Source organism: Halobacillus litoralis (genome assembly GCF_004101865.1).
GTDB lineage: Bacteria > Bacillota > Bacilli > Bacillales > Halobacillaceae > Halobacillus > Halobacillus litoralis_A.
Window position 1 is genome coordinate 3,141,790 of record NZ_CP026118.1, and the last position, 23,435, is coordinate 3,165,224.

Here is a 23,435-nt window from a genome sequence, read left to right on the forward strand (position 1 = left end):
GCTTAAGGAGGACAGCTTTTATGGCTGAAAAACGTGTGTATGTCGTTCCTCATTCCCATTGGGATAGGGAATGGTATTTTACAATAGAAGATTCCAATTTATTATTAGCTGAAAATCTCGATCACTTGATCGACTTACTTGAAACAAACGAAGATTATCATGGCTATATTTTTGATGGTCAAATTTCGATTGTGGATGAATATTTGAAAGTACGACCACAGAACGCAGAAAGGCTGCGGGCCCTTGTCGAAGCAAAACGGATTTTTGTCGGCCCCTGGTACACACAAGCGGATTCACTGCTTGTCCATAAGGAATCACTCGTCCGTAATCTGCTCTATGGGGTGAAAGGCGCGGAAGCGATGGGTCATTCGATGAACATCGGATATTTACCGGATATTTTCGGTCAAAATCAATATTTGCCGTCATTATTCAAAGGGTTCGGTATTGAGTACTCGATTTTGCAGCGTGGGATTTACCTGGATCAACTGGATGAAAACTTGAACTTCACGTGGCAGTCACCAGATGGAGAGCATGTGAAAGCGAACCTCTTAGAACTGGGGTATGGACCGGGGAAATTTTTGAGTGCGGAAGAAGAGTTCCATAAAGAACGCTTACAGCCGATGCTCGACTCTTTATCTGAATTGAACCGTGATACGGACCACTTGCTGCTGCCATCGGGTGGGGATCAGGTGCTCGTCCGCAGTCACTTTCCTGAAACCATCGAACGGCTGAATGAGCAAGATGATCGTTATGAATATATTTTATCCGACTATGAAACATTCATGGAAGATACATGGGACAGGCAAGATTTCGATCACACGGTGGAGGGGGAACTGATTGCGACAGAAGGTTCGCGCATTCATAACACGATCGCCTCCCAAAGGTATGACATTAAAAAATGGAACCATATCGTCGAGCGCAAAATCATCAATCAGCTCGAACCACTAGCTGTCATCGGTTCCACCCTTGGCTTGAAATATCCGCAAGCCTGGCTTGATGAGATGTGGAAAAATCTTTTCGACGTCCACGCCCACGACAGTATTGGTGGTTGCAACTCCGACGATACCAACCGTGATATTGTTCAGCGTCTTGTGAAAATCGACCGGCAGGCGGATGGATTGATGAATTTGTTGAAAAGGCAGATGACCTCAGCTGTTCGTGAGCGTTTGGAGCAAGAGGATATCTTCCTCGTATTCAACACAGCAGCGAAAAAGTATCAAACCTCTGTGAAAACGGTGTTGTTTACCAGGGAAAAGGACTTTTATGTTCGTACACTCGAGGATGGGCTTGTTAATTTCAGCATCATCGATCAAGAATACTTGAGTGGTGGCAAGAAGATTGTCGTCACCGCTGATGGCGATCAGGAAGTAGAAGTGCCCGGCTATTACCGTACAGAAATCCTTTTGGAAACCATGGAAGTGCCGCCGCTTGGTTATTTGACTCTGCAAATCGATGAAAAGGAAGCAGCTATGGACGCATTGGAGGAAACGAAGAAAAATCATATCGAAAATGATCGGTTCCGTGTTGAATGTACGGATGGAAAACTCCTGCTCCGTGAAAAAGGTTCTGATCTTGTCGTAGAAAACTTGATTCAATTTGAAGACACAGGTGATGCAGGCGATTCCTATGATTATTCGCCATTGCCTGGTTCAGGATCGATCATTACGGAAGCTGCGAAATTGAAGGATGTCTACACTTCCGCTTTGGTCGAAAAAATGGTTGTGGAACATTCGGTGACACTCCCTGCTGATCTTGGAGCTCGCAGAGAAGGGCGCCATGATGAAACCTTGACCATTGAAACAGAACTGGAGCTGCGAAACGGGGAAAGCTTCGTTCGCGTCCAACATGAAATCGATAACAGAGTGGACGATCACCGCGTCCGCGTTCTCATTCAGACCCCTGTAGAGCGACCGGACTCCTCCTTCGCCGACCAAGGTTATAGCTTGATCGAACGGGCAACAGAAAATCCACGGATGGACGTATGGCAGGAGCAAGGGTATAAAGAAGCACCAGTACCCATCTATAAGGTTGAACAATTTGCCGGCGTCCAGGGAGAAGAAGGTACTTTCGCTGCCCATACAAAAGGGTTGAAGGAGTACGAAGTATTGAAAGAAGAAGGCAGATTCGCTCTCACATTGTTCCGTAGTGTCGGTTTGCTCGGCCGTGACGATTTACTATGGCGCCCAGGCCGGGCTTCAGGCATCAACAACAAGGTCGTCCGCACACCTGACGCCCAAATGCACGGCAAGATGACCTTTGAATATGCCATCCAAATGAGCTCAAACCAGGTCGAGGTTTCGGAACTCTTTGCAACTGCAGATCTTTTTCAGGAAAGGTATGTCACCTATCAAAATCAATCCCTCAACACATTCGAGGAACGTCTCGATCGGTTTGAGGTTCCACTTCCACTTAAGGGATTGCCTTCGTCCTATTCATTGGCTTCTTTAGAAAGTGACACGGTTTTCACTAGTTCCATCAAAAAAGCCCACGGTGGCGATGGGTATGTCATGCGACTCTTTAACCCTGAAGATACAAAGGCCGTATTCGAACTGAAGGGTGAAGGCTTGACTGATCTTCAATCTGTGAATTTAGCTGAAGAAGTTGTTCCTGTTGAACCGTTCGAAGTGGCTGCGAAAAGCTTCCAAACGATTCGAGTGAGCACGCAAGGAGGGACGAACGCATGAAAAATGAACTGTTAACTAAAATTGAAAAGCACCTGAGAGATATCTATGGAGAAGTTCGGAGCGAAGATCTCCAGCAATTTGAACAGTTGATCGCTGATTGGTCGGAGAAGGAGTCGACGACGCCTTCCGCACCGACAGAGCGGAATGTCTACTTGATCACTTATGGCGACAGTATTTATGAAAAAGGGAAACCGACACTTCCGACATTGAACCAGTTCTTGCAGGAGGAGGTCGGGGGCTCGATTACAGATGTCCACCTGCTCCCGATGTTCCCTTATACTTCGGATGACGGTTTTTCAGTCACCGATTACCGGAGGATTCATTCCGATTTAGGTGAATGGGGAGATATTCGTTCCTTCTCTGAAGATTATCGTCTGATGTTCGATTTCGTTGCCAATCATATGTCTAAATCAAGCGAATGGTTTCAAAAGTATTTACAGGATGATCCCGCCTATACCAACTATTTCATCCCTGAACAGGAAGCGTTTGATACAAATGAAGTCGTGCGTCCGCGGACGTCCCCCTTATTCCATGAGTATCAAGGGGACAATGAGAAGAAGACGGCCTGGACGACCTTCAGTGAAGACCAGGTCGATGTCAACTTCAAGCATCTCCCTGTGTTAGTGGAGATGACAGACATCCTGCTCTCTTATGCTCATCAAGGCGGGACAAGTATCCGGTTGGATGCCATCGGTTTCATATGGAAAGAATCGGGGACGACAAGCATCCATCTGCCGCAGGCTCATGCGATCATCCAGCTATGGAATACGATCATCAATGCATTTCAACCGAACACGCAAATCATTACAGAAACGAACGTTCCTCATAAAGAAAACATCAGCTATTTCGGAAATGGCACTGATGAAGCGAATATGGTCTATCAATTCACCTTGCCCCCGCTTGTTCTCTACAGCTTCATGAAGCATGATGCTGCGAAATTGACCGAATGGGCGAAGACGATCAGTAAGGTTTCAGATCAAGCGACTTATTTCAACTTCCTCGCCAGTCATGACGGTATCGGGATGCGCCCGACGGAAGGGATTTTGGAGGAAGAAGAGAAGGATGAACTCGTTGCGCAAGTGAAGGCGAACGGCGGAGAGGTTTCCTATAAAAATAATCCCGATGGCAGTCAGTCGGTTTACGAACTGAATATCAACTACTCGGAAGCCCTTAAGAATAAGGGAGAAGATGTCACAGAACAAGACGAAATCGATAAAATGCTGGCGGCTCATTCGATTCTACTGTCATTCATCGGTGTCCCTGCCATCTATTATCACTCTTTGCTTGGCTCGAAGAATGATAGAGAAGGCATGCAGAAATCAGGAATTCCGCGCCGGATCAATCGCGAAAAGCTTGAGTTGGAATCGATTCGTGAGCAGCTCCACAATGATTCAAGACGGGCTGGGATTTTTAATGGCCTGAAAAAAATAATCGCCATCCGTCAAGAAGGAGGTGCTTTCTCTCCTTATGCAGAACAAGAAGTAATAGAGATGGATTCGCGTATCTTTGCGTTGAAGCGTCTGAATGTTGAAACAGGCGAGGAAGTCTTTTTTGCCGTGAACACCTCACGCGAAGCGGTCACGATTGACGTTCCTTTTAAAGGGGAAAACCTATTGGAGGATAATACTGTGGAATCAGACGTCACATTACCGAAGTATGGATTCATCTGGCTGAAAAAAGTCTAGATTGGAGGTGGATGCAATGAAAATCGTCATCGCCCCCGATTCTTTCAAAGGCTCTCTGTCGGCAGACCAAGTGAGTCTAGCGATGGAAGAGGGGATACACGCAGCGGTCAAGGGGGCAGAGACCATCCGCATCCCGGTGGCGGATGGCGGGGAAGGAACGATCGATGCCCTTGGCAAATGGGTTTCCCGTGAAGTTCCAGTACAGGTGAAGGGACCGACAGGAGAGAAGGTAGACACATCCTTTGTCGAGCTTCCTTACGAAGGGAAGGTTGTCACTTTCATAGAGTGTGCCAGAAGTACGGGGCTGACCCTTGTACCTTCTGATCAGCGCAAACCCTTCTTGTTGAACTCTTTTGGCCTTGGCGAGCAAATACGTGCAGCGATCGAAAAGGGATCGAGGAACCTGTTCATTTCACTTGGAGGAAGCGCGACCACGGACGGCGGGACAGGTTTACTGCAAGCACTTGGCTATCGTTTTTTTGATGAAAAAGGTGAACGCTTACCAGAAGACCGCAATGTTTTGACTGAGATTGCCGACATGGATGATCGTGATGTCTTACCAGAACTGGAAGACTGTAAACTGACAATCGCCTCTGACGTGACCAACCCTTTCTATGGAGAAAAAGGAGCAGCGCATGTTTACGGCCCTCAAAAAGGCGCGAATCAAGAAGATGTGCTCCTATTGGATCAGGGGTTGGAAAAGTTTGCTGAAGCCGTCCGCGGTTATTCAGGCATCGATCTTCAGGAAATCCCAGGTGCTGGTGCAGCCGGCGGACTTGGAGGGGCGCTTGCGGGGGTTCTCCATGCTACCATGAAATCTGGCTTCCGAGTCGTCGCTGATTTAGTCAAATTAGATGAAATGATCGCAGGGGCAGACCTTGTATTGACAGGGGAAGGAAGCCTTGATGCTCAATCAGCCGATGGGAAAGTGCCTGTTTCGGTCGGGAAAATTGCCGATAAACATGACGTTCCGGCTGTCGCTGTTGCCGGGGCCGTCGAAACGGAGGGGGATTATACCCCTCTCACAGCCGTGTTCTCGATTCAGCCTGGTCCCTGTTCGCTGGAGCAGGCCGTGGAAGCGGAGACGGCTTATAACAATATCGTCCACATCACGAAGCAAGTGGTCCGTTTGAGGAAATAGGGAGTCGGCTGCTTGGGACAGGCAGCCGGCTTTTTTGATGGGCTTGCTGCGCCGCTGATTTTGTCTTTCCGGTATATTTCATTTTCTTCCACCGGTAAATGACAGTTACGCCGATAAAGCAGCAAGTCAAGCTGGTAAATCTGCTATGACGCCGATTCCATTCGATGATCAATTCTCGACTTCGAATTCGGCCGCTAAAGAAAATTCCACTTCGCCATCAGTGATTCTTATTCTTTTAATGACACGATACTTCCCTTCTTCCATTTCAAAATCCTTTAGACTTATGCTTGTCTTGTTTTCATTTCCTGGAAGGACGACGTACTCGAGATCAGGGAAGGCGGAAATTTCATCATGATGCGGATGGATGCTCCATTCTCCGTTTTGATAGACTTGAATCGTGTATCTGGCACCGTAAGAAAGTCTTCTCGGACCCCAGTTCGTCACTTTGTATTCAAGTATATATTCAGCAGAATACACATCTTTATCAAGGGAGAGTTTCGCATTGATTTCTGGTTTTCCAGGTACGTAAACGATTCCTGCTATCGTATCGATGACTTCTCCTGTTTCATCCAGCATTTCTGCACTTACGGAATAAAGCATATTCCGCTCTTCGGGGAGGGTGACGACGAGACCTTTCGCACCTTCCTCGTATATTTTCTCTTCGATTAGAGAAATCTTTTCTAATTCTTTCGTTCTTGAAATCAGTTGTACTCTTACTGTTTTCCCCTCGGGCACCCCTTCTACATAAGTCCCTTGCTCTTCACCTTGTTGATAGATTGAGAAGTTTGAAATCGGGGATACCATAATTCCTTTGAACCCTTCGCCAGTTGCAGGCCCATAGCCAGTTTTTTGGAGGACTTCTTCTTCTGTATATGGTCGTCTTTCTGTGTACATGAAGCGTTCTTTGTCTTGTTCACCGATTTGAGCGGGGATCTTCTGGCTTCCGCTTGAAGCAGGGAAGATATGGCTGACAACATTAGCGGCGACCACAATAAAAATGAACGTCCCTAAAATTGTTATGTTTTTTCCCATCTTTCCCCTCCTCAATTGTTATTACTACTATGCTACCATTATTTGGAAACCTTTGTTTTCCAGAAGGAATTTCGAATATTCATTTGACACCGCTTTCATAAAGTTATATAGTAATAGGCAACAAGTTAAACATGTGACGGAGATTTGGAGACTCACACTATTTTTGCGAACTTTACCCAAAGTTTGCAGTTTAGTGGGGGTCTCTTTTTTTTCGTACAAAAAATGAAAAAAGGAGTGGAGATCATGTCTGAATTTCTTGCGGAATTGATTGGAACGATGATTCTGATTATTTTTGGTGGCGGGGTTGTAGCTGGTGTCGTTTTGAAGGATTCGAAGGCTGAGGGCTCAGGATGGGTAGTCATCACCATCGCTTGGGGACTTGCGGTGACGATGGGCATCTATGCGATTGGCGGCTCTACAGGAGCGCACATCAACCCGGCGGTTACATTGGGGCTGGCGTCGATCGGGGATTTCCCTTGGGCGAAGGTTCCTTTATATATTAGTGCACAAATGATCGGTGCTTTCATTGGTGCAGGGGTCGTTTTTCTCAACTACCTACCGCACTGGCGTAAAACGAAGGACCAGGGAGCGAAAAAGGGAGTCTTCTGTACAGACCCAGCTGTCCGCAGTCCTTTTTCAAACTTGGTGACAGAAATGATCGGCACTTTCGTCTTGATGATGGGGATTTTGTTCATCGGGGCCAATGAATTCACAGAAGGGTTGAATCCGTTGATCGTCGGTGCTTTGATCGTTGCGATCGGGATGTCTCTTGGCGGGACGACCGGCTATGCGATCAACCCTGCACGTGACCTGGCACCGAGAATTGCGCACGCTGTTCTGCCGATTCCGGGTAAAGGCGGTTCTGATTGGGGATATGCCTGGATTCCGGTTGTCGGTCCGATATTAGGTGGAGTCTATGGTGCATTGTTTTATCAAGCGGTCTTCACGCAGGAATTTTCGCTGGCGTTCTGGGCGTTTTCCGCAATCGTTGCTGTCATCTTTGTCGGAGCGGCTAACGCTGAATTGAAAAAAGGGAGAACCATCGGCAATCAAGTAGAGGAAAAAGTAAGCTGATAAACTTTTACTAGAGGAGAGGATTTCTATGACGAAGCAGTATATTCTATCCATCGACCAGGGGACGACGAGTTCACGGGCGATTTTATTCAACAAGGCAGGAAAAATCGTGGAAACCGCACAAAAGGAATTCGAACAATTTTTCCCGAAACCAGGCTGGGTCGAGCACGATGCCAATGAGATTTGGACCTCTGTCCTTGCGTGCATCGCCGAAGTGTTGAGGAAAGCTGATGTCGAACCTGAGCAGATTGCCGGCATCGGGATTACGAACCAACGGGAAACAGCAGTTGTCTGGGACAAGCACACCGGAAAGCCGATTTATCATGCAGTGGTTTGGCAATCACGCCAGACGGAAGACATTTGTAAAGAATTGCGCGCAGCCGGTCACAACGAGTTGTTCCGTGAAAAAACAGGTTTGCTGCTCGATCCGTATTTCTCTGGTACGAAAGTGAAATGGATGCTCGACAATGTAGAAGGGGCCCGCGAGAAAGCGGACAATGGTGACCTTTTATTCGGAACGATCGATACATGGCTTGTCCATAAGCTTTCTGGTGGAAAAACGCATGTAACGGATTACTCCAATGCTTCCCGGACGTTGATGTATAACATCTATGACCTGGAATGGGATGATGAATTACTGGACATTTTAGGTGTTCCGAAGTCGATGCTGCCGGAAGTGAAACCATCCTCGGAAGTGTACGCAAATACCGTTGATTATCATTTCTTCGGCCATGAAGTGCCGATTGCCGGCATCGCTGGCGATCAGCAGGCTGCGCTATTCGGACAAGCTTGTTTTGAAAAAGGGATGGCGAAAAACACGTATGGCACTGGCTGCTTCATGTTGATGAACACAGGGGAAGAAGGCGTCGCTTCTGAGCACGGACTTTTGACAACGCTTGCTTGGGGGATTGATGGGAAAGTCGAATATGCCCTGGAAGGAAGCATCTTTGTTGCCGGTTCCGCGATCCAGTGGCTGCGGGACGGTTTGAAACTGATTGAAAGTGCAGCAGAGTCAGAGGATTATGCAACTAGCATTGATTCAGCGGATGGAGTTTATCTGGTCCCTGCCTTTGTCGGACTCGGGACGCCTTATTGGGATAGTGAGGCAAGAGGGGCCGTCTTCGGTTTGACACGCGGAACCTCAACCGCTCATTTCGTCCGCGCCACTCTTGAATCATTGGCTTACCAGACGAAGGATGTTCTTGATGCGATGATCGCAGATTCCGGCATTGATCTGAAAGCCCTTCGTGTAGATGGCGGGGCCGTGAAAAATAATTTCCTCATGCAGTTCCAAAGTGACATGCTCGGTGTTCCGGTCGAGCGTCCTGTCGTGCAAGAGACAACCGCTCTTGGTGCCGCCTTCCTGGCAGGTCTCGCCGTCGGCTATTGGAAAGATAAAGATGAAATCAAACAACAATCAGAGAACGAGCGCACCTTCACGGTTGAAATGAATGAAAATGAACGGGAAGACTTATATAGCGGCTGGCAAAAAGCGGTGGAGGCGACAAGGAAGTTCAAGTGATTGATAAGCGAGATGAGACAATCATTTGGCTATTTATAGAGTGCTGCGCCGACATTTTTGCTGGTTTGCCGATAGAAATTCGAGTTGCATCCATAAAAATGTCAACTACATCGATATATTCCGTTTTACGCCGGTGAAAATACTGTAACGCCGATATAAGCTCAGGTATGCTGTTTAATAACATAAATGAAATTAGAAAAAGGGAAAGTCAGGCGCTCGCCTGACTTTTTTGGTTATTAAGGCACCACAGTTGCAATGCTCACTGGTTCTATCTAATCATTTTTTCATAATTCATCTAAGAGAGATGCCAGTTTGTTAACAGAAAGTTTAATTTTGTCGAATAGAGTCCGCTCAAACCTCTGGCGGTATGTTACCATATGTAAAAAAGATAACGGTTACATAAGGGAGGGCGAGTAGTTTGAGGGTTTCGCTGCGTACAAAGATACTTGGGCTTGTGCTTTCCTTGCTGATTCTGGTCATCGGTATTCTGGCTGGGGTTTTCGCTTACATGGAAAAAGAAGAAGTGGAAGATCATATGGGGCAGCTGGCTCTCCAGGTTGCGAGTACGGTTTCTTTCATGCCTTCCATAAAACAGGCGTTCGAGACGGAGGATCCTTCTGAAATCATTCAGCCGATTGCGTTGAGTGTCCAGGAGGAATCGGGTGCGGAATTTGTCGTTGTCGGTAATGAGGAAAGCATTCGCTATGCCCACCCGGATGAATGGAAAATCGGAAAAAAGATGGTGGGTGGGGATAATGCGAGAGCGTTGAAAAATGGCGACTATTACATTTCACAAGCGGAAGGGACACTCGGCCCTTCATTACGTGGAAAAGCGCCTATCATCAATGACAGTGGTGAAATCATCGGCATCGTTTCTGTCGGCTTTTTAATCGAAGATATCCGCGCGATCATATGGGATAAGCTGGCGAATGTGTTTTGGATTTCTCTCTTAGTCCTCGTTATTGGTGTGATCGGCAGCTTTCTTTTGGCCCGTAGTATAAGAAAAGATACGTTGGGCCTTGAGCCATACGAAATCACTTCTTTTTATCAAACGCGCGAAGCTATTCTCTCCTCTGTAAAAGAAGGAATCATTTCCATAGATGGAGATGGACGAGTGACGATGATCAATCAGTCGGCAATGGATTTGCTGAATCTCAGGGAAAAGACAGAAGGACGACTGATCAAAGAAGTTTTCCCGAATACGCATATGCTCCAGGTGTTAGAAACGGGGGAATCGACTAAAGATGAAGAAATGATTTTGCAGGATAAAGTCGTCATCGTGAATCGGACACCGATCATCCATGAAGGAGCGGTGACAGGGGTGGTCTCCAGTTTTCGTGATAAGACCGAAGTGAGAGAAATGGTACAGGCTTTGTCTGAGGTGAAGCGTTACTCAGAAGGACTAAGAGCCCAAACTCATGAGTACACGAATAAGATGTATTTGCTATTGGGGATGCTGCAATTAGGCAATTACCAGGAAGCGATGAAGATGATCGAGGAAGAATTTTCGAGTACACAGAAGCATCAGCGAGTCATTTTTGACCGTATTCAGGATGAAACCTTGCAAGCGATTTTGACGGGGAAAATGAGCCGGGCGTCGGAACAGAAAATCGATTTCACCATTCAGGAAGATTCCGAATTACAACAAATCCCCGGGCATATCAATCATGCCGATTTGGTCACTGTCTTAGGGAATATCATCGATAATGCATTCGAAGCAGTCCGGACTCAAGCAGATAAACAGGTGGAATTTTTTGTTACAGATGTCGGTGAAGAGCTGGTTTTTGAAGTGACAGACAATGGTCCAGGGATTCCAGAGAGTAACTACTCGTACTTATTCATAAGAGGTTTTTCCACGAAACAGGGGGAAATGCGCGGCTATGGTTTGGCGAACGTCAAGGAAGTGGTCGATAAGCTGAAGGGGACGATGGAAATTACTGCGGCAGATGAGGGTGGAACCGTCTTTTCCATCTTCATCCCGAAGCATCGAGGGAGGCGAGTGTAATGAAAGTCATGATCAGTGAAGATGATTTTCGTGTAGCGGAAATGCACGCCCAGTTTTTAAGAATGATCGATGGAGTAGAGGTTGTTGGAAAAGCGCTCAATGCAGAGGATACGTTGGACATGCTTGTCGAACATCAGCCGGACTTGCTTTTGCTGGACGTCTATATGCCTGATCAGCTTGGAGTCGATATCCTGCACGAAGTCCGTGAAAAAACACCGCAAGTGGATGTGATCATGATTACGGCCGCAAAGGAAAAAGAGATAGTAGAAAAAGCCTTGAAATACGGTATCGTTGACTACATCATCAAACCGATCACACTGGAACGTTTCCAGCAGACGATCGAGGATTATCAAAAACGGAAAGTATTATTAGCAGAAGCAGAGACTTTCGACCAAACGATGGTGGATGAACTTATGAAAACCCCGCAAGAAGAGGCTGAATCATCCGCTCCCCCTGTACCTAAGGGCATCGATCCGCTGACATTGGAAAAAGTGGAATCGATGCTGAAGCAGGCGAAGGAGGAAGGTTTGACCGCAGAACAAGCCAGTCTTCAAATGGGGGCTTCTAAAACGACAGCACGTCGATACTTGGAATATTTGATCACTATTCGTAAAGGAAAAGCAGAAATGAACTATGGCCGTGTAGGGCGGCCGGAAAGAAAATACTATGTCCGCAATTGAACCAGCCGTCGATAGGGAAACAACTGAAAAGCCCTTTTCAATTTAGAGGAGCATCTTTTTGAGTTATGCATCAATTAAAAAAACCTTGTTGAACGATTTTTTCGTTCAACAAGGTTTTTTATGATTTCGATAAAACATTTCCATGTGCTTCTCTGGGAACTTCTCTTTCATGCCTTCATTCACAGTGTAAATGACCTGGCGTACGGATTTTGAGCAGTGGCACAGAACTTCTTCTGGAGAAGACGGAATATAGCGGTTTTCTTTTATAAATCAAATAAAATCACTCTTTTTCGATGGACCTCGTTGATTCCACGATGAGCGTTCGGTGGTGACGCCTGCGGGAACAGCGCGAGCCGAAGATCCACTTGGTCAAGTGGACTTCTTGACCAAGTTAGCTGAGGCCGTGCCCGCGGCAAGCACCCACCGATAAGCGATTCGTGAGAAGCAACAACAAACTTTTACCTTCAGTTATTTTCGAATCCGCCCGTGAATTTTATGTGGTTAATTACGTTTATTGCATTTAATATCGGTTATTTTGAAAACGGTTACATAATTGTCACAATATTATAAACTAGCATCAACACTTGATAGATTAGCAAAAAAGAGAGGGGCTTATTTGATGAAGCACTTATGGTTATTCGGTTCTATCTTATTGGTTTTGGTATTGGCTGCTTGTGGAGGTTCGTCGGAATCAAGCGGGGATGGAAATGGAGAAGGAGATGGCGAATGGACGCCTGAGAAGAACGTTGAGATTGTCGCTCCTGCTGGCGCTGGTGGCGGCTGGGATACGACAGCGAGATCTGTCGGTAAGATTCTGGAGGAAGAAGAAATTATGGAGCAAAGTGTTGGTGTCGTGAATAAAGAAGGTGGTGGCGGAGCCGTCGGCTGGTCTTACATCAATAGCACGAACAACCCGCATAACATTTTCGTTTCTTCGCCTCCGCTTATTTTTGTACCACTGAATGGGCAATCTGATTTGTCTCATGATGATTTCACACCACTTGCGAATATGATTGCTGACTATGGTGCGTTCGCAGTTGCCGAAGACGCAAAATGGGAGAACCTGAATGAATTGTTTGAAGACATGAAGAAAGATCCGTCCAGTGTCACGGTTGTCGGAACATCTTCTCCTGGTTCTATGGACCATATGCAGTTCGTTGCTATCGCTAAAGAAGCTGGTGTAGACATTCAGAAAATCAAATATGTATCGGCTCAAGATGGTGGAGGAATGACGCAGATCCTGAACGGAAGTGCTGACGTTTATTCGACAGGTATTGCCGAAACGGTTGAACAGGTGAAGGCTGACAAAGTCCGTGTACTTGGGATTACTGCTGAAGAAAGACTTGAAGGAGAGGTTTTATCTGAATTCCCTACAGCTAAAGAACAGGGAATTGACGCTACTTTTGTTAACTGGAGAGGGTTCTTCGGTCCAGGAGATATGACAGAAGGACAAGTGAAATATTATGAAGAAAAACTGAAAGAAGTCAGTGATTCAGAAGCTTTTGCTGACATACGTAAAAACTATGGCTGGAACGAGATGTATATGGATAGTGAAGAGTATGGCAAGTTCCTTGATGAACAAAAAGAAGAATTGGGTACTCTGATGGAAGAACTGGGATTGAATCAATAAGGGTGAAAGGGTCTGGTTCCAGGCCCTTTCCTATTTACCACTAAGGTGAAGGTGATACGTGTGCTGAAAACATTGAATCAAAAAATTAGTATTGTGCTGATTTTGTTGGCTGCGGGTTATTTGTATATGAGCTACAACTTGAAAGAGTACTCCTATGTGCCGGTGGATTCAGATTTTCTGCCTAAGGTGCTTGGTTATTTATTGATTGTGCTCGCTGTGTTTTTATTTTTTGATAAGTCATCAGAAACAGAAGAAGAAAAGGAGAAGAGGCAGGTTCCAAGAAGTGAAATTCTTGTATTGCTTGCGGTCGGAGGCATGATTTTTCTTTATATTTTCTTATTAGAGATCATTGGATTTGTGCTCAGCTCCGTATTGTTCGTCTTTTGCTGCTCTTTATTTTTGGGATATCGCAAGCACAAAATCAATGCGATGGTGGCGGTCATTTTTCCACTCGTCATGTATTTATCGTTCAATTATCTTTTGCAAATTAGTTTACCTCAAGGGATATTACCATTTTAGAAGGTGTGAGTTATTATGGGTGCAGGTTTGATGGAAGGGTTTCAAGTTGCCTTTAGCTGGCAAGGAATATTATTTGTTCTTATTGGTGTAGTAGCGGGAACGTTGATCGGGATGATGCCGGGTTTGGGACCGATCAGTGCGATTGCCATCATGATTCCGATCACATATGGAATGGATCCCTCTTCTGCACTTGTTATGATGGCTGGTGTTTATTATGGTGCTGTCTTCGGTGGATCGACCTCCTCCATTTTGTTGAATGCACCTGGGATATCAGGGACAGTTGCGACATCGTTTGACGGTTACCCCATGGCTCAGCGGGGCGAGGCAGGGAAAGCATTAGCGATTGCCGCGATTTCCTCCTTTGTCGGGGGAACGGTTTCAGTTGTACTGCTGATGCTTTTCGCTCCTGCTCTGGCGCAAGTGGCCGTATCTTTCGGTCCTGCCCAATATTTTGCGCTTATGTTCTTAGGTTTGACGGCCATCTCCAGTTTATCTGATGGATCGACAAATAAAGCTTTGATCACGGCTACGATGGGGTTCATGGTTGCGACCATCGGAATTGATGGCCAAACAGGGACGACCCGTTTTACATTCGGGAATGCCAATTTACTGGAAGGAATCGATTTCTTAGTCATCGCTCTCGGTTTGTTCGCATTGGCAGAGATCTGTCACCTTGTCATCAAAAGGAAAGACACCTCTCTTCAGAACCAGGGTGATATCGGAAGTCTGAAACTGACGAAGCAAGATTTCAAAGAAATGAGAGGACCGATGACGAGACAGTCTTTTCTCGGATTTATTTTAGGCGTGCTCCCAGGAGCAGGGGCGACCATCGCTTCGTTCATCGGCTATATTTCAGAAAAGAGAATAGCTAAACGACCGGAAGAATTCGGAAAAGGCTCGATCAAAGGATTGTCTGCTCCCGAAACAGCTAACAACGCTGCAACAAGTGGTGCTTTCGTGCCTTTGCTAAGCCTGGGAATTCCGGGGTCTGGGACGACAGCAGTCATGCTTGGAGCCTTCCTTGTCTTAGGCATCCAGCCAGGTCCATTGTTGATGGCTGACAGACCTGAAGTTTTCTGGGGAATCATTGCCAGCATGTATATCGGGAACATTTTCTTGCTGATTTTGAATCTGCCATTGATTCCTTACATTGCAAAAATCCTGAAAATCGCCCGTCCAATGCTCATCTCTCTCGTGGCGATTTTCAGTTTGATCGGTGTTTATGCCATCAGCTTCAGCACATTTGATTTATATCTATTGTTGATCTTCGGTGTGCTTGGTTACTTGATGAGGTTGTTCAGTTTTCCAGCTGCCCCTTTCATTCTTGCCTTCATTCTAGGTGGAATGATGGAGCAGTCTTTCCGACAAACGATGACAGCTTCTGGAGGGGACATGATGGCACTGATTTCCGATCCGGTTTCGATCAGCTTATATATCGTAAGTCTGTTGTCCTTCGCGGTGCCGCTGATCCGTAACCGTAAGAGTGCGAGACAGGTGTAAGCGGATTTGTAATAAAAGCTCTTGCACCGATACAGTAAATCAAAATAAAGCGAGGCTGGGATAAAAGAATTTCCCACTAGAAAACCCGAACGAATTTTTTCGTTCGGGTTTTCTATATGAATCAATTAATGGATATGTTAAGGTTTGTTGCTTCTCACGAATCGCTTGTCGGTGGATGCTTGCCGCGGGCACGGCCTCAGCTAACTTGGTCAAGAAGAACACTTGACCAAATGGATCTTCGGCTCGCGCTGTTCCCGCAGGCGTCACCACCGAACGCTCCTGGTGGAAGCAACGAGGCTTATCTAAATAGGGTGTTTTTCTTTGATTAAGAAATCACACGGAAGATCGTCCCGAGTCTGAATGGGAGTATATGGCACCAAGACCACTGAGAAGCCTTTTCTAATCCAGAGGGGCTATTATCGTTTGTTGTTGCTTCTCACGAATCGCTTGTCGGTGGATGCTTGCCGCGGGCACGGCCTCAGCTAACTTGGTCAAGAAGATCATTTGACCAAGTGGATCTTCGGCTCGCGCTGTTCCCGCAGGCGTCACCACCGACCGCTCCTCGTGGAAGCAACGAGGCCAATCTGAAAAGAGTGATTTTCTTTGATTAAGAAATCACACGGAAGATCGTCCCGAGTCTGAATGGGACTATATGGAACCGAGACCACTGAGAAGTCTTTTCTAATCCAGAGGGGCTATTATCGTTTGTTGTTGCTTCACACGAATCGCTTGTCGGTGGATGCTTGCCGCTGATCAAGGTGCTTGCACTTTTGGTTGTTAACTAGTAGTTATGTGTTCTTTTTCCAGTGCTTTTTCCCCTGCTCGCAATACTTCAATGATGCGGTCGACATCATACACGCTTCCTTTCCATGTGCCGCCACTTACTTTTTGCAGCTCTGCCCATAGACGAGTATCATCAGGTAAATATTCCGACGGGTGGATATCCTCGTTTTGGCTGCGCTGGGCCAGGATTTCACTTCCTTCTTCTGGTGTGGCTGGCTGGTCTTCGGTGCCGAGAAAATGAAGGTGGCCAGACAGGTTGTGGGTGTCGATATAAACTTCCACTACATCATCGTCTTTCAATTTTCCGATTGGTCCATCTGCTAACCCTTCCGGTCCGATATGTCCGATGCAGGCGCCAGTCGATACACCAGAGAAGCGGGCATCTGTGAGAAGAGTGACGTATTTGCCGTAAGATAAGTGCTTCAATGCGGATGTAAGCTGATAGGTTTCTTCCATACCTGTCCCTAGTGGTCCGCAGCCAGTGACTGCCATGATGTCGCCTTTTTTAATTTCCCCATTTTTGATAGCGGTGATGGCTTTCCTCTCGCTTGTATATACTTTAATTTTTCCTTTGTGATAATATATTCCCTCTGCATCAATCACTTCAGGGTCGATGGAGGTGGATTTTATAACCGCTCCTTCTGGTGCAATGTTGCCGACCGGGAAGGTGATCGTTGAGGTGAGACCTCTTTCTTTGGCACGTTCTGGTGACATGATGACTTCTTCGGCTTTTACTTGGTCAGCGTCAGCCAAACGTTGTTTCATTTTAGCTCGTCGCGGCGAATGCTCCCACCATTCGAGGTTCTCTCGCAATGTTTTGCCAGTTACGGTCATGACATCCATGTGGAGCAAGCCTAGATTCTTGAGATGAAGCATGACTTCAGGTACGCCACCTGCCAGATAGGCTCTTACTGTCGGGTGATGGTCAGGGCCATTCGGGAGAACGCTTACAATTCTAGGTGTCTTCCGGTTCACTTCGATCCAATCTTCTACGGTCGGTATATCACATCCTGCTGCGTGAGCGATTGCCGGTATATGAAGGAGGAGGTTGGTGGATCCACCGAAAGCGGCATGGACGACCATCGCGTTTTCGATCGCTTCATTTGTAACGATATCTTTAGTAGTTAATTTTTGATTGATCATCTCTAAAACGGCCTGGGAGGATTTCCTGCCCATTTCTTTCCATATATCTTGTCCGGATGGGGCCAGGGCTGAATGCGGGATCGACATGCCGAGCGCCTCGCCGACAACCTGGGCTGATGCAGCTGTCCCTAAGAACTGGCATCCCCCTCCTGGTGTCGCACATGCTACACAGCCGAGTTCAGCAGCTTCTTTAAGTGAAAGCTCATCATTGGAGTAACGGGCGCCGATGGTTTGAATTTTTCCGGCATCTTCTCCATATGTAGGGGGGAGCGTCACTCCACCAGGGATGATGACAGTCGGAAGGTCATGCATAGAAGCAAGTGCCATTATCATCGCTGGCAGTCCTTTATCACAAGTGGCAATTCCGACGACGGCTCTTCTTGTCGGCAAGGAGCGGATAAGTCTGCGATAGACCTGTGCGGCATCATTCCGGTATGGAAAAGAATCGAACATTCCTGTCGTCCCTTGTGATCTGCCGTCACATGGATCGCTTACATATGCGGCAAAAGGAACCCCTTTAGCTTTATGGACTTCCATTGCTGCTTCTTTCATGAGCATATCAACTTCCCAGTGCCCCGTATGATACCCAAGAGCAACCGGGTCGCCATTGCTGTCTTTCATCCCTCCCTGCGTACTAAGCATCAGGACTTGTTTTTCATTCAATTTATTCGGCTGCCATCCCATCCCGACATTTTGAGATAAACCGAACAGATTCCCACTCGGAGAATTTCGGAGCATCTCGTCTGTAAGGGGAAGAGTTCCTCCAGGGCCAGGGGCTTTCGTTTCTATTAAATCGATGTCCGTTTCTGTGAATTCCATGAGATTTTCTTTATGATTGCTCAAAAATAGCACTCCTTTCAATAAAATGAAAACGCTTATTTATTAAATGATTATGAATTTTCTAAACAAAATTGTCAACTATGTAGAACCTGGTTTTATAATATAAAACGTTATATTGCAAAGAGATTTCAAAATATTCTTGATATCTTACAAACTATGAGGTATTATGACGTTAATTAGTTCGTGCAATGGACAAACTTAGTTTTGGATTTTATTTTAGGAGGTGGATCTGCAGAAAGGGGTAGAATAAGGCTTGTTTTTTTACATGATAATGAAAACGCTAACAAAAAGGGGAGAGGTTCTATGTTAAAACCGAAAATATGGTTGATGGCGATTGCTGTATTGATTTTTGCGGCAGGGTGTCAGGACAGTGAGAGTGCTTCTAACGGGGATTCCGGAGGTGGCGATTCTGAAACATTGACACTCTGGCATATTGAAACAGGTAAATCTGAAGTGGCACTCGAGGATGCGGTCAAGCGTTTCGAGGAAAGTCATGAAGGCGTCAACGTCGAGGTTGTCAGACAGGAAAATGACCCTTATAAAACGAAACTTTCTGTCGCTATGGGCGGAGGTACACCACCAGATGTCTTCCACTCCTGGGGTGGCGGCTGGTTAGAGAAATTCGTAAATGCCGGCCAGGTGAAGGATATTTCAGAAAATATCGATACATCACAATACTTGCCTGCAGCACTTTCACCTGCTGAATTCGATGGCAAGAACTACGGTGCCCCTTTAGCTATGGATATCGTACCCGTCTGGTATAACAAAGAGATGTTCGAAGAGTACGGGCTTGAGGAGCCGGAAACTTATGACGAGCTGCTGGAAATCGTAGAAACATTGAAGTCCAATGACATTGTTCCATTTTCATTAGCCAACCAATCGAAATGGCCTGGTTCTTTCTATTACATGTATTTTGCTGAAAGATTCGGAGGCCCTGAACTTTTCAACGAAGCGTACAATCGTGAAGGCAGAGGCTTTGATGATGAAGCTTATATCAAAGCAGGAGAGAAAATCCAGGAGCTTGCTGAGATGGAAGCATTCCCGGATGGGTTCAACGGGATGAATTTTGATACAGGTCAATCGAGACAACTCCTTTATGCTGAACAGGCAGGAATGATTGTTCAGGGGAACTGGATGCTTGGGACGACAAGAAATGATATGCCTGAGTTTGAAGAGAAACTTGGATTCTTCTTGTTCCCGACCATTGAAGGTGGACAGGGATCGAACAAGGATATCGTCGGTGGTGTAAGTCCAGTCTTCTCTGTATCTGAGAAAAGTGAAAAGCAAGAGCTGGCAGCAGAGCTTGTCAATGAGTTGACGAACAAAGAAACAGCACAGCAGTTGGCAAATACAGATGGGGCCATCTCTGCAGTCAAGGGCGTAGAGTACGATGATGAATATGTCCAGCAAATCAGCACAGTGCTGGAAGAAGCAGAATACATGCAGACATTCTATGACCAGACCCTTCCGCCGGAATTAGCTGAAGTCCACTTGGATACGACTCAGGCGTTGTTCGGTTTATCCATGACACCTGAAGAGGCGGCCAAGGAAGTCGAGGCAAAAGCAAAAGAAGTTCTAGAATAGAAACAGGAAAACTACATCAGGTGCACAGCTGCTTGGTGTAGTTTTCATATCCAACATGAGTGAGGTGAGAGGCTTGGCGAATAATGCAAAGAAATTGAGTGATGAGCAGGACCAGCACAGTGGGAGCGAGAAGGTCTACAGCCCTCCTGCACCGGTACGGTTAGATAAAGCGAAAAAGAAGAGGGAGAAACAGGATTTATGGGTGATCATCGGTTTCATGGGTCCGGCTCTCCTGATTTATGGGTTATATGTCATCTATTCCATAGTGATGACCTTCTACTACAGTTTGTTTGAATGGTCAGGCATTGATAACAACATGGTCTTTAACGGGATTCAAAATTACATCACCTTGATGGGGGACGCCGTTTTTTGGACTTCCTTACAAAATAACTTTCTTTTAGTCGGCGCTTCGTTATTGACCCAACTCCCATTAGGTTTAATTATGGCATTACTTTTATTCAGTCCTATCAAAGGGATGAGATTCTTCCGATCGATCTATTTCATGCCTTTCCTGATGTCGACAGTAGCGATCGGTATCTTGTTCATCTATATCTTCGATGGAAACTTCGGGATTGTGAACCAGATCCTCGGACAACTAGGGCTGGAGTCATGGCAGAGAGGCTGGCTTGGAAATGAAGAGACGGCTATTTGGGCGGTTATCGCTACGGTTTGCTGGCAATTTGCACCTTTTTACATGATTTTATTCCGTGCAGCGATCGTAGGGATTCCGGAAGAATTGTATGAAGCTGCTGATATTGACGGAGCCAATTCCCGGAAGAAATTTTTTGCGATTACACTGCCATTGCTTGTTCCGACTATTATCACCTCTTCGATTCTATCGATTATCGGGGCACTGAAGTATTTTGATCTGATTTATGTCATGACAGATGGTGGGCCGAACAACTCGACAGAACTGATGGCCACCTATATGTATGAACAAACCTTTACTAATTTCAATATGGGGTACGGGAGCAGTATCTCGTTCAGTATGTTCATCATTGCGTTGATCGTCACCATATTCATCATCATTTTCGACCAGAAAAGGAAAGGAGCCAGCTAGATGTTGAAAAGAATCAGACAAATTCCTCTCTATGCCTTAGCGATCATCTTGTTATTGTTCACAGGTATCCCATTTTTCGTGATGGTAAGTACCTCTTTCAAAACTCAATTCGAGTTCATGAATTCTCCCTGGTCCTTGCCTGACAGTTTTTCGCTTGCCAATTATCAATTGTTATTCGAATCTGAGTTCTTCCGTTTCTTCTTCAATAGTGTCCTCGTATCGGTGATTTCGGTGGTCGCTGTTATCGTGCTTGGAGCGATGGCCAGTTTCCCATTGGCACGGATGCGCTTCAAGTTGAACAGGCCGCTGTTCATCCTGTTTTTAGTCGGAATGATGATCCCGATCCATACGACGTTGATTCCTATCTTTCTATTGACGAAAAACATGGGACTCTATGATACGATCTGGGCATTGCCTGGACCTTATATCGCGTTTGCGCTTCCGGTGTCGATCGTCATTTTCACGCAATTCCTTAAGGAGTTACCGAAAGAGTTGGAAGAGTCGGCTAAAATGGACGGCTGTGGACCATTCCGGCTGTTTTGGAAAATTCTCTTCCCATTGTTGACGCCTGCTGTCGCAACGGTAGCGATCTATAATTTCATTCAGATTTGGAACGAGTTCATCTTCGCGCTTGTGCTGACGAACTCCGAAGAAAATGCGACCTTACCGCTTGGGCTGAGAGAATTCTATGGTCAGTTCTCTGTGAACGTGCCGGGAATCATGGCTGCCTTGACGCTTGGAAGTCTGCCGTTATTGCTCGTTTATCTTGTAGCACAGGAGAAGATCGTCAAAGGAATTGCGGCCGGTTCAGTCAAAGGCTGATCGGTACTATTATTATTTAAAAGCTGAGGAGGAGTTTCAATGCTTACCATTACCAACCCGGTTTTGCCCGGATACCATCCAGATCCTTCCATGCTGCGGGTCGGGGAAGATTACTATATTGCCACCTCTACATTCGAGTGGTTTCCCGGAGTTCAAATCTATCATTCCAGGGATATGGTCAACTGGAAACTTCAAACTTATCCGCTCACCCGTTCCTCGCAACTGGATATGACCGGAAATATCGATTCCGGAGGCGTCTGGGCTCCATGTTTGAGCTATGATGATGGTCTGTTTTATTTGATTTACACAGATGTGAAAAGCAGAGCAGGAGCTTTTAAGGATACTCATAATTATCTGATGACTGCCGAAGATATCAATGGCCCATGGTCTGAACCGGTTTACTTGAACAGCAGCGGTTTCGATCCTTCTCTCTATCATGAAGAAGACGGCTCGAAGTGGCTGGTCAATATGATTTGGGACCATCGGAAAGGGACGAATTCGTTCGCAGGGATCGCACTCCAGGAGTATTCTGTTGAGGAAAAGAGATTAGTAGGTCCTGTTGAAAATATTTTCAAAGGGACAGAATTAGGATTGACAGAAGCGCCCCATATTTATAAACGAAAAGGTTATTATTACTTGATGACCGCAGAAGGCGGGACAGGGTACAACCACGCGGTGACGGTCGCCCGTTCAGAAAATCTATCCGGTCCTTATGAAGTGGACCCTCACAATCCCATTCTCACCTCAAGTGAAGGGGACGTCCTGCAGAAATCCGGTCATGCCAGTTTAGTAGAAACACAGACAGGTGAATGGTATATAGCTCATTTGTGTGCCCGGCCGGTAAAAGAGCAGAAGTGCATGCTTGGCCGCGAAACAGCCTTGCAGAAATGTTACTGGTCAGAGGACGGATGGCTGAGGGTGGAAGGCGGTCCGCAGCCGCAAACCGAAATCAAGGCTCCAGGGCTGACACCTGCTCCGGTACCAGGAGAAGATCCGCACGATGACTTCACTGATTCTTCATTGAACCTGCACTGGAACTCCCTGCGTATTCCTTTTTCAGAGGATTGGCTGTCGCTGACAGAGCGCCCTGATCACCTCAGGTTGAAAGGACAGGAGTCGATGAGTTCTCTTCACAGACAGAGCTTGGTGGCGAGAAGGTTGGAAAGTCTTGATGTAGAAGTGGAGACGAGTCTCGATTTTCAACCAGAACATTTCCAACAGATGGCGGGGCTGATTTTTTATTATGATACAAGCGATTATATCTATTTAAGAACCACCCATGATGAAAACGCAGGTAAGGTCCTTGGCGTCATCCAGTCTAAGCATGGGCAGTATGATGAACTTTTGAATGAGGAGATTCCATTGCCGGATCAATCCCATTATTATTTGAAAGCACGAATGAATGGGGAGTGGCTGACATTTTTCTATTCCCTTGATGGTCGCACATGGGCAACACTCATCAGTGAGATCGACGCGAGTCATTTATCTGACGATGATGCGAATTTAATTCGATTTACAGGGACTTTTGTCGGGATGTGTGCCCAGGATTTAAGCGGAACGAAGAAACCGGCTGACTTTGATTATTTCACTTATAAGAAGATTCCAGAGACAGCTCAAAAGGCGGCTATGGCGGAAAATACAAGCAGAAACACGTAAGGAAAATCTTTTTTGTCAGAATAGTAAGACTTGACTGTAAGATTCGCAGGTTATATATTGTATGTAATGTAAGTG

General features: G+C 46.2%; 18 protein-coding genes. 14 read left to right on the forward strand and 4 right to left on the reverse strand.

Translation table 11 applies throughout. From position 1 onward, the window contains the following. The first annotated feature begins 20 nt into the window (after positions 1 to 20). From HLI_RS15610 to HLI_RS15620, 3 genes are read left to right on the forward strand one after another with little or no spacing between them, the layout of a single operon-like run. A complete protein-coding gene (locus HLI_RS15610) occupies positions 21 to 2,684 on the forward strand; it encodes a glycoside hydrolase family 38 N-terminal domain-containing protein (RefSeq protein ID WP_128525842.1) in 2,664 nt (887 codons plus the stop codon). Continuing rightward, entirely contained in the window at positions 2,681 to 4,369 is a 1,689-nt protein-coding gene (locus HLI_RS15615; protein WP_128525843.1) for an alpha-amylase family glycosyl hydrolase, read from the forward strand. Before HLI_RS15610 ends, HLI_RS15615 begins: the two co-directional genes overlap by 4 nt. Positions 4,370 to 4,385: 16 nt before the next feature. Further along, positions 4,386 to 5,510 (forward strand): glycerate kinase family protein, encoded by a 1,125-nt coding sequence (locus HLI_RS15620; RefSeq protein ID WP_128525844.1) that lies wholly within the window; start codon positions 4,386 to 4,388, stop codon positions 5,508 to 5,510. A gap of 168 nt (positions 5,511 to 5,678) precedes the next feature. Here HLI_RS15620 and HLI_RS15625 read toward each other — a convergent pair whose 3' ends face one another. After that, a complete protein-coding gene (locus HLI_RS15625; protein WP_128525845.1) occupies positions 5,679 to 6,542 on the reverse strand; it encodes an immunoglobulin-like domain-containing protein in 864 nt (287 codons plus the stop codon). Between the two features lie 243 nt (positions 6,543 to 6,785). Between HLI_RS15625 and HLI_RS15630 the strand changes: the two genes are divergently transcribed. From HLI_RS15630 to HLI_RS15660, 7 genes are all read left to right on the forward strand, one after another. Further along, positions 6,786 to 7,616, forward strand: coding sequence for an MIP/aquaporin family protein (locus tag HLI_RS15630; RefSeq protein WP_128525846.1), 831 nt, complete (start codon positions 6,786 to 6,788; stop codon positions 7,614 to 7,616). 28 nt (positions 7,617 to 7,644) lie between these two features. After that, positions 7,645 to 9,138 (forward strand): glycerol kinase GlpK, encoded by a 1,494-nt coding sequence (glpK, locus tag HLI_RS15635; RefSeq protein ID WP_128525847.1) that lies wholly within the window; start codon positions 7,645 to 7,647, stop codon positions 9,136 to 9,138. A gap of 418 nt (positions 9,139 to 9,556) precedes the next feature. Further along, the gene (locus HLI_RS15640; protein WP_128525848.1) at positions 9,557 to 11,143 is read left to right on the forward strand and encodes an ATP-binding protein; all 1,587 of its coding nucleotides are present in this window, start codon (positions 9,557 to 9,559) and stop codon (positions 11,141 to 11,143) included. Then, positions 11,143 to 11,823 (forward strand): response regulator, encoded by a 681-nt coding sequence (locus HLI_RS15645; protein ID WP_128525849.1) that lies wholly within the window; start codon positions 11,143 to 11,145, stop codon positions 11,821 to 11,823. The genes HLI_RS15640 and HLI_RS15645 overlap by 1 nt, the downstream gene beginning before the upstream one ends. A 619-nt stretch (positions 11,824 to 12,442) precedes the next feature. Then, positions 12,443 to 13,453: a tripartite tricarboxylate transporter substrate binding protein gene (locus HLI_RS15650; protein WP_128525850.1), complete on the forward strand. Its 1,011-nt coding sequence runs from the start codon at positions 12,443 to 12,445 to the stop codon at positions 13,451 to 13,453. 60 nt (positions 13,454 to 13,513) lie between these two features. Next, positions 13,514 to 13,972 carry a tripartite tricarboxylate transporter TctB family protein gene (locus HLI_RS15655; protein ID WP_128525851.1) on the forward strand — a complete coding sequence of 153 codons (459 nt, stop codon included), beginning with the start codon at positions 13,514 to 13,516 and terminating at the stop codon, positions 13,970 to 13,972. Between the two features lie 15 nt (positions 13,973 to 13,987). Then, a complete protein-coding gene (locus HLI_RS15660; protein WP_128525852.1) occupies positions 13,988 to 15,472 on the forward strand; it encodes a tripartite tricarboxylate transporter permease in 1,485 nt (494 codons plus the stop codon). A 39-nt stretch (positions 15,473 to 15,511) separates the two neighbouring features. On the opposite strand, the gene HLI_RS15665 is transcribed toward HLI_RS15660, so the two are convergent. The 3 genes from HLI_RS15665 to HLI_RS15670 all read right to left on the reverse strand — a co-directional run bounded on the left by HLI_RS15665 (position 15,512) and on the right by HLI_RS15670 (position 18,217). Beyond that, positions 15,512 to 15,742 carry a hypothetical protein gene (locus tag HLI_RS15665; protein WP_128525853.1) on the reverse strand — a complete coding sequence of 77 codons (231 nt, stop codon included), beginning with the start codon at positions 15,740 to 15,742 and terminating at the stop codon, positions 15,512 to 15,514. Positions 15,743 to 15,871: 129 nt separating this feature from the next. Further along, entirely contained in the window at positions 15,872 to 16,024 is a 153-nt protein-coding gene (locus HLI_RS21750) for a hypothetical protein (protein WP_164908586.1), read from the reverse strand. Between the two features lie 225 nt (positions 16,025 to 16,249). Continuing rightward, positions 16,250 to 18,217: a YjhG/YagF family D-xylonate dehydratase gene (locus HLI_RS15670; RefSeq protein ID WP_128526916.1), complete on the reverse strand. Its 1,968-nt coding sequence runs from the start codon at positions 18,215 to 18,217 to the stop codon at positions 16,250 to 16,252. 324 nt (positions 18,218 to 18,541) lie between these two features. Here HLI_RS15670 and HLI_RS15675 point away from each other — a divergent pair, with 324 nt between their 5' ends. The 4 genes from HLI_RS15675 (at position 18,542) to HLI_RS15690 (ending at position 23,360) form a co-directional block, all read left to right on the forward strand. Continuing rightward, positions 18,542 to 19,822 (forward strand): extracellular solute-binding protein, encoded by a 1,281-nt coding sequence (locus HLI_RS15675; protein ID WP_128525854.1) that lies wholly within the window; start codon positions 18,542 to 18,544, stop codon positions 19,820 to 19,822. Positions 19,823 to 19,895: 73 nt separating this feature from the next. Continuing rightward, a complete protein-coding gene (locus tag HLI_RS15680) occupies positions 19,896 to 20,882 on the forward strand; it encodes a carbohydrate ABC transporter permease (RefSeq protein WP_241655867.1) in 987 nt (328 codons plus the stop codon). Continuing rightward, positions 20,883 to 21,704 carry a carbohydrate ABC transporter permease gene (locus HLI_RS15685; protein WP_128525856.1) on the forward strand — a complete coding sequence of 274 codons (822 nt, stop codon included), beginning with the start codon at positions 20,883 to 20,885 and terminating at the stop codon, positions 21,702 to 21,704. 39 nt (positions 21,705 to 21,743) lie between these two features. Continuing rightward, positions 21,744 to 23,360 carry a glycoside hydrolase family 43 protein gene (locus HLI_RS15690; RefSeq protein WP_128525857.1) on the forward strand — a complete coding sequence of 539 codons (1,617 nt, stop codon included), beginning with the start codon at positions 21,744 to 21,746 and terminating at the stop codon, positions 23,358 to 23,360. Positions 23,361 to 23,435: the final 75 nt, after the last annotated feature.